Genomic DNA, 13,709 nt, shown 5'->3' on the forward strand with positions numbered 1-13,709 from the left:
TTTCGCGCAGAGGCGCGGAGGCGCGGAGATGGCCTTCTTGCGGCGAAGCCGCTCCAGACTTGCGTGCGCCGCGCCAACTTACCAGAGCGGCTGCGCCGCAAGCACAATTACTCTGCGCCTCTGCGCCTCTGCGCGAGCCCTTCTTCCTTCTTGCTGCACTTGCACAGCGCGACTAGTCTCACCCCCAAGGACCCGCACAGACGGGCCGCATGCAGGACGGAGCTGACCCATGGATTCCCTGGTCTCGACCCAGTGGCTCGCCAGCGAGCTGGGCGCGAGTGATCTGCGCATCGTTGATGCCAGCGCCTTTCTGCCCGAGCACGGGCGCGATCCGCTGCGCGAATATGAGGCGTGCCATATCCCGGGGGCGGTGTTCATGAACCTCGCCGAGCTGACAGATCCCGCGCAGCCGGGGATGAACATGCTCCCCAGCGCCGAGCGGTTTGCCAGCCGGATGCAGAGCCTGGGGCTTGGCGATGGCAGCCGCATCGTAATCTATGACGACAGCCCGATCCGCTCGGCCACGCGCGCGTGGTTCATGCTGACGATGTTCGGCGCGGCGAACGTGGCGCTGCTCGATGGCGGGATCGCCAAGTGGAAAGCGGAAGGCCGCCCCTGCGCGCAAGGGCGCGAAACGCTGCGGCACCGGCACTTCACGGTGTGGAGTGACGACCGCACCGTGCGCAGCAAGGCCGATGTGCTCGCAAACCTTGAAACCGGAGGCGAACTGGTCGTCGATGCGCGGGGGCCGGGGCGCTTTACCGGCGACGTACCCGAAGTGAAGCCGGGCCTCGCCAGCGGCCACATCCCGGGCGCGCGCAATGTCTATTACGCCAGCCTGTTTGGCCCCGACGGCACATGGAAGAGCCCCGCCGAAATCCGCGCCGTGTTCGAGGCGGCGGGCGTGGACCTCTCCCGCCCGATCATTTCGAGCTGCGGTTCGGGCATGACCGCCAACGTGCTGATCTTCGCGCTGCACCTCATCGGCAAGGACGACGCCGCGCTCTACGACGGCAGCTGGACGGAGTGGGGCGCTGATCCCGAAACGCCGAAGGAGACGGGGGCGGCGCGGTAGGGGGCAATGGCCGGTTTTTCGCCGATGCGATGGTGGAGGCAGTTGCGCTCGAAGGGCCTTGAAACCTCGCGGGCCAGAAAGGCCTATCGCATTGCAGCAACACTCTACAGCGCCGACGGCAAGCGCTGCGCCGAAATTCTGAAGTTCCGCTGGGGCAAGACTTACTTGCGGGAAAGCGATCGGGTTGAGGGAACGACGTTTGCGCCTCGGCATGAGGGCAGGCTGGTAGGTCCATTCGATACGCCGCTGGCTGCGGAACGCTTCATTGTCGCGACGGACTGGTTCAACGGGAGAGCGTAACGGGGCCCCCCTTCCCCGCTCACCCTGAGCTTGTCGAAGGGTGTTGGCGCGGGCGCTGCGTGCGATGCTTCGACAAGCTCAGCATGAGCGGGATTTGGGATTTGGGTTTTGGGGCAGGTCTGGGTTTGGGTTGGACTGCACGATTCCCTTCGCCGCAAAATGCCCCTAAGAGTGGCGCATGGCAGAGCATGACAACGAACACCTCGGCACCGGCACGCGGCTGGTCGGCGCAGGCCGGCGCGCGGCTTGGACGGGGACGGCGGAGCATCCCGGCGCGGTGGTCAATCCGCCGATCTACCGGGCGAGCACGCATCTCTATCCCGATATGGCAGCGCTCAGGGCGCATCCGGCCAATGTTGACGGGAAATTCTACTATGGCCGCCGCGGCGCGCCGACGCAGTGGGCGCTGGCCGAGGCGCTGACGGCGCTGGAGCCGGGGGCGGAAGGCACGGTGCTCTATCCTTCGGGCGTCGCGGCGATGATGGGCGCGCTGCTCACGGTGCTGCGGCCGGGCGATGTGATCTTGATGATCGACAATGCCTATGAGCCTAGCCGGGCGATGGGGCGCGGCCTCCTCAAGGATTTCGGCGTGGAGACGCGCTGGTTCGATCCCGCGGACCCGGCGGCGTTCGAAGCGGCGATCTGCCCGCGCAGCAAGGCGGTGCTGCTGGAGGTGCCGGGCAGCCTGACTATCGAAGTCTGCGATGTTCCCGCGCTTTCCGCCATCGCCAAGGCACATGGGCTGACGGTGGTGCTCGATAACACCTGGGCCTCGCCGCTCGGCTTTCCGGCGCTGGAGCGCGGGGCGGATATCGCGATCATGAGCCTGACCAAGCATGTCGGCGGGCATTCGGATGCGATGATGGGCAGCGCGAGCGCGGGGCCGGCATGGCACCGCAAGTTGCGGCTGCGGGCGCAGGGGCTGGGCAATGTGGTCTCGCCCGATGATGCCTCGCTGATGCTGCGGGGCCTGCGCACGATGGGGCTGCGGCTGGCGCAGGAGACGGCTTCGGCGCTGGCGATTGCCGAGTGGCTGGAAACGCGGCCTGAAATCGCCAAAGTGCTTTGCCCGATGCTGCCGGGATCGCCGGGACACGCGCTGTGGAGCCGCGATTTCACCGGCGGCTGCGGGCTGTTCAGCTTTGTGCTGAAGGGCGGCACTTCGGCAGCGCGCGATGCGCTCATCGATGCGCTGGCGCTGTTCGGCATCGGCTATTCGTGGGGCGGGTTCGAGAGCCTTGCCACGCCCGTAGATCCCGCACCGATCCGCACCGCGAGCCCCTGGCCGCTGCCGGGGCTGGACGCGGGCGACCGGTTCGGGGTGCGGCTTTCGATCGGGCTTGAAGATACCGCCGATCTGATCGCCGATCTCGAACGCGCGCTCGGTGTATGGAGTGCAGCGGCATGAGCGACTTTTCGAAATTGCGCCGCACGATTGCCGAATGGGCCGCCTCGCTCGACGATGTCGGCTTCGATGTCGGCCGCACGCATATCTCGCTGTTCAACGCGGTGTGGATGATCGTGGTCGTGATCGCGGTGATCGCGTTCGGGCGGCTGGCCGGCCGGGTCGGGCGGCGCGCGGTCCGCAGCATGAAGGGCCTCGACGGCACGCAGCGCGCGCTGGGCGAGAAGCTGATGACGGTGACGGTGTGGACCGTGGCGGTGCTCGTCGGCATCGATGCGGTGGGCATCAACCTCACCACGCTGACGGTGTTTTCGGGCGCCTTCGGCCTCGCAGTGGGCTTTGGCCTGCAGAAGACGTTCGGCAACCTGATCGCGGGCGTGATCCTCCTGATGGACCGCTCGATCAAGCCGGGCGACGTGATCGCGCTGACTGACACCAAGGGCAGCACCTTCGGCGAGGTCAGCCGGATCGGCGTGCGCGCGGTTTCGGTGACGACGCGCGACAACCGCGAGATCCTGATCCCGAACGAAATCCTGATGACCACGCAAGTGGAGAACTGGTCCTACTCCTCGCGCATGGTGGGGATCACGATCCCGGTGAACGTGGCTTACGGCAGCGACCTCGATCTGGCGGAACGGCTGCTGCTGGAAGCCGCGCAGACAGTGCCGCGCGTGTTGCAGGACCCGGCGCCTTCGATCCTGCTCAACGCCTTCGGGCCGAGCGCGATCGAACTGCTAATCTACATCTCGATCAATGACCCGGAAAACGGCGTGGGCAACGTGCGTTCCGATGTGCTGAAGGCGGCATGGCATGCGCTGAGGGACAGCGAGGTGAGCATTCCGCTGCCGCAATCGGACGTGACCTTGCGGGATTCGGACGGGCTGCGGCTGCTGGCGGAGGCGCTGAAGGGGCGCGGGGATAGCGAAGCCAGTTGAGTTGCGCTAGCCTGCCGCCCCCCTAGACGGACGGTAGACGCGGTATTCGATCCCGAGCCCGGGCAGGACGCGGCCTTCGCCGACGAAGAACGTTGTGTTGACCCAGCTGTAGCGCGGGTCGCCGGTTTCAATCCTCGGATTGGTGCAGAAGTATTGATCGGTGAACTCGGTCCCGGTGCCGTTTTCGATGGCGCCCATGACGGCGGCGTTCATTTCGAGCAGGCCGAAATACTGCACGTATAGAAAGGCCCCGTCGTGGGTTTCTACCTGGGCGCGGACGTCGACCCTGAGGAAGCCATCGGGCCCGATCAGAGCCCACTCGCCGCCCCCGCGGATGGTTCCGCTCAGGCGCTCGCCAACCACTTCGCCGCCGTCGATCTCGTAGTACATGCGGGTGCCGATGGGGCCTGCACCAACCGGAAGCGGCGGCTTCAGACCGGCTCTGAAGGTGAACTCGTGCACCAGTTCCATTCGGCTTCTCCCCCGCTCTTGAACTTGGCTTCATTAAGACCCGTTCAAACGGGGAAGACAAGCAGACTTCGGCGCGGGCGCGAGGGTGGGCAATCGGCTAAAGCTTACCTAGCCCTCCCCCTAGCATTCCTCGCTGGCGATTGCGGGGCGCAGGGACCATCTGGCGCCCATGAGCAATTCGCCCGCCTCTAGCGATTCTGGCAGAATCGGAACCGTCTACCTCGTGGGCGCAGGCCCCGGGGATCCGGACCTTTTGACCTTGCGCGCGGCGCGTTTGCTGAGCGCGGCGACGCTGGTGGTGCATGACGGGCTCGTCGATCCGGCGATCATGGCCCTGGTCCCCGCAGATGCGCGGCTGGTTTCGGTCGCCAAGAGCCGCGCGCGGCACACGATGCAGCAGGACGATATCAATGCGCTGCTGGTGCGCGAGGCATTGGCCGGGCACGATGTGGTGCGGCTGAAGGGCGGCGATCCGTTTATCTTCGGGCGCGGCGGTGAAGAGGCGGAGGCCTGCCATGCCGCCGGGGTTCCGGTGCAGGTCGTGCCCGGCGTGAGCGCGGCGCTGGGCGCGGCGGCGGCGGCGCAGATTCCGCTGACGCACCGTGACAGTGCCTCGATCGTCAGCTTCGTGGCCGGGCAATGCAAGGGCCTTGCCGATCAGAACTGGGCGGGCCTTGCCGGCGTCGGCCGCACGCTGGTGATCTACATGGGCGTCGCCACCAGCGATGCGATTGCCGAGAAGCTGATGGCCGACGGCCTTGCGCCCGATATGCCGGTTGCGGTGATCGAGAACGCGGCGCGGCCGACGATGCGCGTGCTGCGCGGGGCGCTGGCGGGCCTTGGCGCACTGGTGGCGGAGGAGCGGGTGAAGAGCCCTGCCCTGATCGTGATCGGCGAAGTGACCGCGCGCGAGCAGGCTCATGAACTCCTGAAGATTGCGGAGAATGCGGCGTGAAGATTTTGACGGGGAATGATCTGGCGTCCGGCGATGTCGTGTGGTGGGACGGCAAAGGCTGGTCACGCGATGTGAACGACGCGGTTGACGTCGGCGATGCGGCCGATGCGATCCTCGCCGCCGAAGAAGCCGCGCAGCGCGTGAACGCGGGCTATGCGATCGCCGCGACGCAGACCGCAGACGGCGTGCGCCCCGCGCATATCAAGGACCGCATCCGCGCGCTTGGCCCCACGGTCCGGCTCGACCTTTCCCTCCGCCCCGGCGATCCCGAAGCCGCGAAGCAGGTAGTCTGAACATGTACCAGTATGACGAATACGATCAGGCGATGGTCGATGCACGCGTGGAGGAATTCCGTGGGCAAGTGGCACGGCGCATGGCGGGCGAGATCACCGAGGACCAGTTCAAGCCGCTGCGGCTGAAGAACGGGCTCTATCTCCAGCTCCACGCCTATATGCTGCGCGTGGCCATTCCCTACGGCACGCTCAATGGGCGCCAGATGCGGCTGCTGGGCGATATCGCCGACAAGTATGACCGCGGCTATGGCCACTTCACCACGCGGCAGAACATCCAGTACAACTGGATCAAGCTGGAAGACACGCCGCAGATCCTGGCCGATCTCGCAGGCGTCGAGATGCATGCGATCCAGACCAGCGGCAACTGCATCCGCAACATCAGCTCCGATCACTTCGCCGGAGCGGCGGCGGACGAGCTGGTCGATCCGCGCCCTTATGCCGAGCTGCTGCGCCAGTGGTCGAGCTTCCATCCGGAGTTCGATTACCTGCCGCGCAAGTTCAAGATTGCGGTGATCGCGAGCGATACCGACCGCGCGGCGATGCGGCTGCACGATATCGGCATCCAGATCGTGACGAACGAAGCGGGCGAGATCGGCGCGCGCTTCCATGTGGGCGGCGGCATGGGGCGCACCCCGATGATCGCGCCGGTGATCCGCGACTTCGTGCCCGCGCTGCAGATGGTGAGCTATGCCGAGGCGTGCCTTCGCGTCTACAACCGCTACGGCCGCCGCGACAACAAGTACAAGGCGCGGATCAAGATCCTCGTCCACGAGATCGGGGCGGACGAATACCGCCGCCAGGTCGAGGAAGAGTTCGCGCATATCCTCACCCTGGGGCTGGAGCCGCCGCAGGCCGAGTTCGAGCGGATTGCGGCGTTCTTTGCCGATCCCGGCCTCGAGAGCGGGCTGGCGGATGGTTATGACCGCAGCGATCCCGACTTTGCCGTGTGGGCGGACCAGAACACCGCCGCGCACAAGCAGGCGGGCTACAAGGCGGTCGTGATCAGCCTCAAGCCTGCGGGCGGCATTCCGGGTGACGCCACGGCGGACCAGATCCGCCTGATGGCCGAATTGGCGGAGGCCTACAGCCTCGACGAACTGCGCGTGACACACACGCAGAACATCGTGCTGCCGCATGTGAAGCAGAGCGATCTCTACGCACTGTGGCAGAAGCTCGATGCGGCAGGTCTGGGCTCCGCGAACCTCGACCTTATCGGCGATATCATCGCCTGCCCGGGGCTCGATTATTGCAGCCTTGCCAATGCGCGCTCGATCCCGCTGGCGCAGAAGATTTCGGCGCGGTTCGCCTCACCCGAACGGCAGCGGACGCTGGGTGAATTGAAGCTCAAGATTTCGGGCTGCATCAATGCCTGCGGGCATCACCATGCGGGCCACATCGGCATCCTGGGTGTCGATAAGAAGGGCACCGAGAACTACCAGCTGCTGTTTGGCGGCTCGGAAGCGGCGGATACTTCGCTCGCGCAGATCGTCGGACCGGGCTTCAGCGAGGACGGGATCGTCGATGCGATCGAGACCGCGACCGAAGTCTATTTGAAGGCGCGCGCCGAGGGCGAGCGCTTCATCGATACCTACCGCCGCATTGGCGCCGCGCCGTTCAAGGAGGCGATCTATGGCTGAGTCCCTTTTGCGCCTGCGCGTCGATACGGCGAGCGGTGCCCCCGTGCTTTCGCTGGCGGACTTTCTGGCTTCCGATAACGCGGCTGCCGTGCGGATCGAGCCGGGCGAGGATGCGCGCGCGCTGCTGCCGCACATCGGCCGCATCGCGCTCGTCGAAGTGAGCTTCCCGGCCTATGGCGACGGGCGCGGCTATTCCTCGGCGCGGATCCTGCGCGAGTACGGCTACAAGGGCGAACTGCGCGCGACTGGTGATGTGCTGCTCGATCAGCTGAGCCACATGAAGCGCTGCGGGTTCGATGCTTTTGCGCCCGCCAAGGCGATTGCTCCGGAAGCGGCGCAGCAGGCCTTCGCGACCTGGCCCGACGTCTATCAGAAGACGGTGGACGGCCGCTCGCCCATCTGGGCCAAGCGCCATGGCCTCTAACGAGACCCGCCAGATCGACCGGCTTTCGACCGGGCCGCGCTTCACCGAAAGTGATGCGATCCGGCTCAACAACCTGTTTCGCGGTACCGATACGCCCGAAATGCTGCGCAGCGTCCTGAAGGACAAGCTGATCGGCGAGGTGGCGGTCGTCTCCAGCTTCGGCGCTGAAAGCGCTGTGCTGCTGCACCTGATTGCTGAGGTGGACAAGGCGATCCCGGTGATCTTTCTGGAAACGCACAAGCATTTCCCGGAAACGATCGCCTATCGCGACGAACTGGTGGCGCATCTGGGGCTGACCAACCTCCTGATTGTCGAGCCGGATATGGACCTGGTGGCGAAGAAGGACGAGAACGGGCTGCGCTGGTCGTGGGACCCTGATGGTTGCTGCGATCTCCGCAAGGTGCAGCCGCTGGCGCGCGCGTTGCTCGAGTTCGATGCCTCGATCAGCGGGCGCAAGGGCTTTCAATCGTCCACGCGTTCGGGCCTCCCGCGCTTCGAGATCGACCGGACCGACGCGGAAGGGCGGCTGAAGTTCAATCCGCTCGCTTCGTGGACGTCCGAGGATCTGGAAGCCTACATGGCGCTCCACGATCTGCCGCGCCATCCGCTGGTGGCGCAGGGCTATCCCTCGATCGGCTGCGCCCCCTGCACCAGCAAGGTCGCGCCGGGCGAAGACCCGCGTTCGGGCCGGTGGAAGGGCTGGGACAAGGTGGAATGCGGCATTCACGTGCCGGGTTCGCCCGCGAGCGAGAGCGATGGCGAACTGCCTCCGGGGTATGATCCGGCGTTCTGAGGCGCACTTATCTCCCCCTACCAACCCCGCTCACCCTGAGCCTGACGAAGGGTGCTGGCGCTACGGTTGCGTTTGATGCTTCGACAAGCTCAGCATGAGCGGGGTTGGGGGGGCACAACGGCGGTTGGGTCTCCCTCACCATTGAGCACCTTGTGAGGACTTCTCCCGAAGGCCTAGGCGGGTCGGCATGCCCCCTTCCCCGCTCACTGTCTGGTATGACGGCGCTTGTCCGCTCTGCACGCGCGAGATTGCGCTGATGCGGCGGCTGGACCGGGCGCGGCGGATCGATTTTGTCGATGTGAGCAAGGACGGCGCCGCCTGCCCGCGTGACCGGACGCTGCTGCTGGCGCGGCTCCATGCGCGCGAGGATGGCGTGCTGCTCGATGGCGCGGCGGCGTTTGCCGCGATGTGGCGGGCGATCCCGCTGCTGCTTCCGCTGGGCCTGATCGCGCGCATTCCCGTAGTGCTCTCGGCGCTTGAATGGGCCTATGTGCGGTTTCTGCGGGTGCGGCCCGCGCTGCAAAGGATGATGCGTTGAGCGACGACAGGTATCGCAAGGTTCCGACCAGCCGCCTCGGCCGCTTCTCCGCGTTTGGCCAGCTGGCGGGCGGTGTCGCTGGCGGAGTGATCGCCGAGGGCGCGAAGCGGCTGGCGCGCGGCGAGCGGCCGGCGATGGCGGACCTGCTACTCACTCCCGCCAATGCCACGCGCGTGACCGAGCAGCTTTCGCGGCTGCGCGGGGCGGCGATGAAGCTGGGACAGATGATCTCGCTCGATGCGGGTGATCTGCTGCCGCAGGAACTGACCGCGATCCTCGCGCGGCTGCGCGATGCGGCGCATTTCATGCCGCCCAAGCAGTTGCAGACGGTGCTCGCCGCCGCGTGGGGGCCGGACTGGCGGCGGAAGTTCGCGCGCTTCGAAGCGACGCCAATTGCCGCGGCCTCCATCGGGCAAGTCCACCGCGCGGTAATGCACGATGGGCGCACCGTGGCGGTCAAGGTGCAGTATCCGGGGATCGCGGCGAGCATCGATGCCGATATCGACAACGTGGCGACCTTGCTGCGCGTTTCGGGGCTGCTGCCAAAGGCGCTCGATATCACGCCGCTGCTCGCCGAAGCGAAGCGCCAGCTGCACGAGGAAGCGGATTACTTGCGCGAGGCCGAGCAGATGCGCCGCTACGGCGCGATGCTGGCGGGCGAGGCGCAGTTCGTGGTGCCTGCGCCGGTGGACGAGCTGACTGGCCCCGGCGTGCTGACGATGGACTTCATCGCCGCCAAGCCCATCGATACGCTGGCCGATGCACCGCAGGAGGTGCGCGACCGGGTGATGGGCGCAATGCTCGATCTGGTGCTGCGCGAGCTGTTCACCTTCGGCTTCATGCAAACCGATCCCAACTTTGCCAACTATCGCTGGCAGCCGGAAACGGGCCGCGTGGTGCTGCTCGATTTCGGCGCGGCGCGGGGCGTGCCGGAAGAGACGCAGACGGCCTACCGGCGGATGATGCAGGCCGGGCTCGACGGCGATCCCGCCGAGCTCAAGCGCCGGATCTGCGAGGTGGGCTTTGCCTCGGAAGAGCAGATGGCCCGGCACGGCGCGGCGTTTGAAGGTGTGATCGGGGTTATCCTCGAACATGTGAACAAGGCCGAGATCTTCGACTTCGCCGACCGCAGCTTCGTGGCCCGCTTACGCGATTTCGGCGAGCCGGTGGCGCAGGACCGTGACACCTGGCACTTGCCGCCGATGGACACGCTGTTCGTGCAGCGCAAGGTGAGCGGCACCGCGCTGCTGGCGGTGCGGATGAAAGCGCGGTTGCCGCTGCAGGCGATGGTCGCCGCGCGGTTGGCGGGGCTGGTCGAGCCTGCCTGAGCCCCCTTGATCTCCCAACTCCCGCTCACCCTGAGCTTGTCGGAGGGTGCTGGCGCGACCGACGCGTATGATGCTTCGACAAGCTCAGCATGAGCGGGGTTTGGGGAGGCGACGGCTCTCGGTCCAAACGATGCTCTACTTCAGCCAGCCCGCCTCGCGGTACCAGGCCGCGGTGGCGTGGAGCCCTTCGCGCGTGTCGATGCGGGGGCGCCAGAGCGATGCGGGCGGCTGGGCGCCCTCCCCCACCGTCCAGTCCGGATGGCAGATATAGCGCGCGCGGTCCGGCGTGAGCTTGGCCTTGCGGCCGCGCAGCAAGCGATCGGCGCGGGCGGCAAGGCCGATCATCCGGGGCGAGAGCGAGAGCGGGCGAATCGGCTTTTCGCGCCCGGTCCCTGCATTGGTCGCAGCACCGATAGCCTTAGCGAGGCGGACATGCGTCCAGCCGCCCGGCTCGCCGTCATCGGGTTCGAAGATCTGGTGCGTGGTCGCCTCGCTGCCGGGGAGCAAGGCGAGGAGCAGCTCGGCAAGATCGGCGACGTGGATGACCGAAAGCCGGCCCGGCGGCGGCAGCGGCACGATCCCCCGGCGCGCGAGGCGGAACAGCTCGAACATTTCAGTATCGCGCGGACCGAACACGGCGGGCGGGCGCACCACGGTCCAATCGAGCCCGGAGGCGCGGACGAGCTTCTCGCCGCGCAGCTTGGATGCGCCATAGAGCGAGAGCTGCGGCTCGCGCGCGGCGAGCGACGAGACGTGGATCATGCGGCTCACGCCCATTTCATGCGCCGCTTCGATCACGCGCAGGGTGCCCTGCACGTTGCCTTCCTCGAAGCCGGCCGCATCGGGCGCGTTCACCACCCCGGCGATATGAACGACCGCGCTGGCGCCATCCATCAGCCGCTTGAGGCCATCCTTGCTGGCCAGATCGCCATCGATCCATTCGACCCCGCCGCGCAGGCGCTGCTTGCGCCGGGTGAGCGCGCGCACCTCGATCTTGTGGCGGGCTGAGGCGAGCAGCACCGCCTGCCCGACAAAGCCGGTCGCCCCGGTAACGGCGACGAGATCGCCTCCCGCTGCGTTCACAGCATCACCAGCTGATCGCGGTGGATCAGCGCCGAGCGCGGCGCATAGCCGAGCAGCGCATCATGATCGGCGGAAGGGTGGCCCATCAGCGCGGTGCACTCCGCAGCGTCATATTCGCTGAGGCCGCGCGCGAGCACGGCGCCATCCGGTCCGTTGACGGCAATCGCATCGCCGCGCAGGAACGTGCCTTCGACCGCTGTGACCCCGGCGGCGAGCAGGCTGGAACCGCGCGCGAGGGCGGCGGCGGCGCCTGCATCGACTGTGACCGCGCCTTTCATGCGCAGCTTGCCGCCAAGCCAGGCCTTGCGCGCGCGGGCCTTGCCGGGCGGGCAGAACAGGGTGCCGCGTTCCTCGGCAAAGGCGGCGGCGATGGGGCTATCCGGGCGGCCATCGATGATCGCGAGCGCAATCCCGGCAAGGCCCGCGATCTCGGCGGCCTGGAGCTTGGAGGTCATCCCGCCTGAGCCGAGCCCGGAAGAGGAGCCGCCGGTTGCCATGGCGTGGATTTCCGGCGTGACGCCGCGCACCACGGGAATGCGCACCGCACCTTCAAGGCGGGGATCGCGATCGTAGAGCCCGTCGATATCGGAGAGCAGCAGCACCGCGCTGGCGCCCGCCGCCTGCCCGACGCGGGCGGCAAGGCGGTCGTTATCGCCGAAGCGGATTTCCTCGGTCGCGACGGTGTCGTTCTCGTTGATCACCGGCACCGCGCCCGACGCGAGCAGCGTGCCGAGCGTGGCGGTGACATTGAGATAGCGGCGGCGGTCCTCAAGGTCCTCGAGCGTGAGCAGCACTTGCGCGGCAATCAGGCCATGCGCGGCGAGCAACTCCGCCCACAGCCCGGCCAGCGCGATCTGGCCGACGGCGGCGGCGGCCTGCGCATCGGCAAGGCTCCCCCGCCCGCCCCGCGCAAGGCCAAGTTTGCGCGCGCCCAGCGCAATCGCGCCCGACGAAACGACAATCACATCCTGCCCCCGCGCACGGGCGGCGGCGATCTCCGCCACCAGCAGCGTGAGCCACGCACGGCGCGGCGCGCCATCCTTGCCCACCAGCAGCGCCGAACCGACCTTGATGACAAGGCGCGGCGCGGCAGCAGGATCAGTCAGTTGGGGAAGGTTCTCGACGGACATGGTGGCCGCCGCTTAGGGGAAATGCGGCGGCGCGGGAAGGGGCTGGGTTGAGCCGTCCGTGCTGATCGCGGGCGGGGCGCTATGCCGCTCTGGATCCCCGCCTGCGCGGGGATGACGAGTTTCAACTCAAATCGGTGACCAAGGTACCTGATCAGCCGCGTCCTCGACCTCGCCTTCCGGGCGTTCGGTGGCGGTGGCGGCGGGGAGGTGATCGAGAACGGCATCGAGCAGCGCGTTCATGCCCTTGCCCGTGGCGCCCGAGATCGGGAACACACGGCGAGCGCCGGCGGCCCGCAGTTCGGCGCGGAAGGCGCTGACGAGTTCGGCGTCGACGGTGTCGATCTTGTTGAGCGCGATCAGGCGCGGCTTGTCTTCAAGGCCGCCGCCGTAGGCTTCAAGCTCTTCCTCGACGATGCGCAGGGCATCGGCGGGGTCGGTGCCGTTGATGTCGATCAGGTGGATCAGCACGCGGCAGCGCTCGATGTGACCGAGGAAGCGGTCGCCCACCCCTGCCCCTTCGGCAGCGCCCGCGATCAGGCCGGGGATGTCGGCCAGCACGAATTCGCGATTGCGGTGGCGCACCACGCCCAGTTGCGGGCGCAGTGTGGTGAAGGCGTAATCGCCGACCTTGGCCTTGGTGTTGGTGATCTGGTTGATAAACGTGGACTTGCCGGCATTGGGCAGGCCGACAAGGCCCGCATCGGCGAGCAGCTTCAGCCGCAGCCAGACGTACATTTCCTGGCCCGGCCAGCCGGGGCCGACATTGCGCGGGGCGCGATTGGTGGAGGTCTTGTAGGAAAGGTTGCCGCGTCCGCCATCGCCGCCGCGCAGGAGGGTTGCGCTCATGCCCGGCTCGCTGAGATCGAGGAGCACAGTCTCGCCGTCTTCGTCGATCACCTGCGTTCCGACGGGGACCTTGATGACAAGATCATCGCCGCCCGCGCCGGTACGGTTCTTGCCCGCGCCGCCGCCGCCGCGCGGGGCCTTGAAGTGCTGGGTGTAGCGGAAGTCGATCAGGGTATTGAGGCCGCTGATCGCCTCGAAAATGATGTCCCCGCCCTTGCCGCCATTGCCGCCATCGGGGCCGCCATATTCGACATACTTCTCGCGCCGGAAGCTGACCGCACCCGGCCCGCCCGCACCCGAGCGTATGAAGATCTTGGCCTGGTCGAGAAAATGCATGGGACAGTTCTAACGGAAAGAGGACATTTTGTCCCGACCCGCTGGCGGTGAAGACCAGTATGTCGGAAATTGGCTCTGAGCGAGCCGAGAATGGTGCCGTTCGCGAACCGGCGCAGCGGCCTTGATGGCCGTGAGCACCGGAAGCGCAGAAAGGTGCCGT

General features: G+C 67.0%; 15 protein-coding genes. 11 read left to right on the plus strand and 4 right to left on the minus strand.

The genetic code is table 11. From position 1 onward, the window contains the following. Window positions 1–229 precede the first annotated feature (229 nt). The 4 genes from sseA (at window position 230) to ACO056_RS16335 (ending at window position 3,715) form a co-directional block, all read left to right on the plus strand. On the plus strand, window positions 230–1,075 hold the full coding sequence (gene sseA, locus ACO056_RS16320) for a 3-mercaptopyruvate sulfurtransferase (RefSeq protein WP_421848615.1): 846 nt from the start codon (window positions 230–232) through the stop codon (window positions 1,073–1,075). 6 nt (window positions 1,076–1,081) lie between these two features. Further along, window positions 1,082–1,375, plus strand: coding sequence for a hypothetical protein (locus ACO056_RS16325; RefSeq protein ID WP_421848617.1), 294 nt, complete (start codon window positions 1,082–1,084; stop codon window positions 1,373–1,375). A 178-nt stretch (window positions 1,376–1,553) separates the two neighbouring features. Next, window positions 1,554–2,783, plus strand: a complete 1,230-nt coding sequence (gene metC / locus ACO056_RS16330; protein WP_421848619.1) for a cystathionine beta-lyase — start codon at window positions 1,554–1,556, stop codon at window positions 2,781–2,783. After that, a complete protein-coding gene (locus tag ACO056_RS16335) occupies window positions 2,780–3,715 on the plus strand; it encodes a mechanosensitive ion channel family protein (RefSeq protein WP_421848621.1) in 936 nt (311 codons plus the stop codon). Before metC ends, ACO056_RS16335 begins: the two co-directional genes overlap by 4 nt. Before the next feature lie 6 nt (window positions 3,716–3,721). Here ACO056_RS16335 and ACO056_RS16340 read toward each other — a convergent pair whose 3' ends face one another. Continuing rightward, complete coding sequence (locus ACO056_RS16340) at window positions 3,722–4,186, minus strand: DUF3237 domain-containing protein (protein ID WP_421848623.1); 465 nt, start codon at window positions 4,184–4,186, stop codon at window positions 3,722–3,724. A gap of 169 nt (window positions 4,187–4,355) precedes the next feature. On the opposite strand from ACO056_RS16340, the gene cobA reads away from it, so the two are divergent. The 7 genes from cobA (at window position 4,356) to ACO056_RS16375 (ending at window position 10,154) form a co-directional block, all read left to right on the plus strand. Continuing rightward, a complete protein-coding gene (gene cobA, locus ACO056_RS16345; protein ID WP_421848625.1) occupies window positions 4,356–5,141 on the plus strand; it encodes a uroporphyrinogen-III C-methyltransferase in 786 nt (261 codons plus the stop codon). Beyond that, on the plus strand, window positions 5,138–5,434 hold the full coding sequence (locus tag ACO056_RS16350) for a DUF2849 domain-containing protein (RefSeq protein WP_421848627.1): 297 nt from the start codon (window positions 5,138–5,140) through the stop codon (window positions 5,432–5,434). Before cobA ends, ACO056_RS16350 begins: the two co-directional genes overlap by 4 nt. Before the next feature lie 2 nt (window positions 5,435–5,436). Beyond that, window positions 5,437–7,071, plus strand: coding sequence for a nitrite/sulfite reductase (locus tag ACO056_RS16355; RefSeq protein ID WP_421848629.1), 1,635 nt, complete (start codon window positions 5,437–5,439; stop codon window positions 7,069–7,071). Then, entirely contained in the window at window positions 7,064–7,495 is a 432-nt protein-coding gene (locus ACO056_RS16360) for a DUF934 domain-containing protein (protein ID WP_421848631.1), read from the plus strand. The genes ACO056_RS16355 and ACO056_RS16360 overlap by 8 nt, the downstream gene beginning before the upstream one ends. Next, the gene (locus ACO056_RS16365; protein WP_421848633.1) at window positions 7,485–8,288 is read left to right on the plus strand and encodes a phosphoadenylyl-sulfate reductase; all 804 of its coding nucleotides are present in this window, start codon (window positions 7,485–7,487) and stop codon (window positions 8,286–8,288) included. Before ACO056_RS16360 ends, ACO056_RS16365 begins: the two co-directional genes overlap by 11 nt. Before the next feature lie 187 nt (window positions 8,289–8,475). Beyond that, window positions 8,476–8,826, plus strand: coding sequence for a DCC1-like thiol-disulfide oxidoreductase family protein (locus ACO056_RS16370; protein ID WP_421848635.1), 351 nt, complete (start codon window positions 8,476–8,478; stop codon window positions 8,824–8,826). After that, a complete protein-coding gene (locus ACO056_RS16375; protein WP_421848637.1) occupies window positions 8,823–10,154 on the plus strand; it encodes an ABC1 kinase family protein in 1,332 nt (443 codons plus the stop codon). Before ACO056_RS16370 ends, ACO056_RS16375 begins: the two co-directional genes overlap by 4 nt. Before the next feature lie 135 nt (window positions 10,155–10,289). Here the strand turns inward: ACO056_RS16375 and ACO056_RS16380 are convergent, their stop codons facing one another. The 3 genes from ACO056_RS16380 to obgE all read right to left on the minus strand — a co-directional run bounded on the left by ACO056_RS16380 (window position 10,290) and on the right by obgE (window position 13,549). Then, window positions 10,290–11,237 (minus strand): NAD-dependent epimerase/dehydratase family protein, encoded by a 948-nt coding sequence (locus tag ACO056_RS16380; RefSeq protein ID WP_421848639.1) that lies wholly within the window; start codon window positions 11,235–11,237, stop codon window positions 10,290–10,292. Further along, window positions 11,234–12,367, minus strand: a complete 1,134-nt coding sequence (gene proB, locus ACO056_RS16385; RefSeq protein ID WP_421848641.1) for a glutamate 5-kinase — start codon at window positions 12,365–12,367, stop codon at window positions 11,234–11,236. Before proB ends, ACO056_RS16380 begins: the two co-directional genes overlap by 4 nt. A 126-nt stretch (window positions 12,368–12,493) precedes the next feature. Continuing rightward, on the minus strand, window positions 12,494–13,549 hold the full coding sequence (gene obgE / locus ACO056_RS16390; RefSeq protein ID WP_421848643.1) for a GTPase ObgE: 1,056 nt from the start codon (window positions 13,547–13,549) through the stop codon (window positions 12,494–12,496). Window positions 13,550–13,709: the final 160 nt, after the last annotated feature.

This window comes from Novosphingobium sp. (genome assembly GCF_965228995.1).
Lineage (GTDB): Bacteria > Pseudomonadota > Alphaproteobacteria > Sphingomonadales > Sphingomonadaceae > Novosphingobium.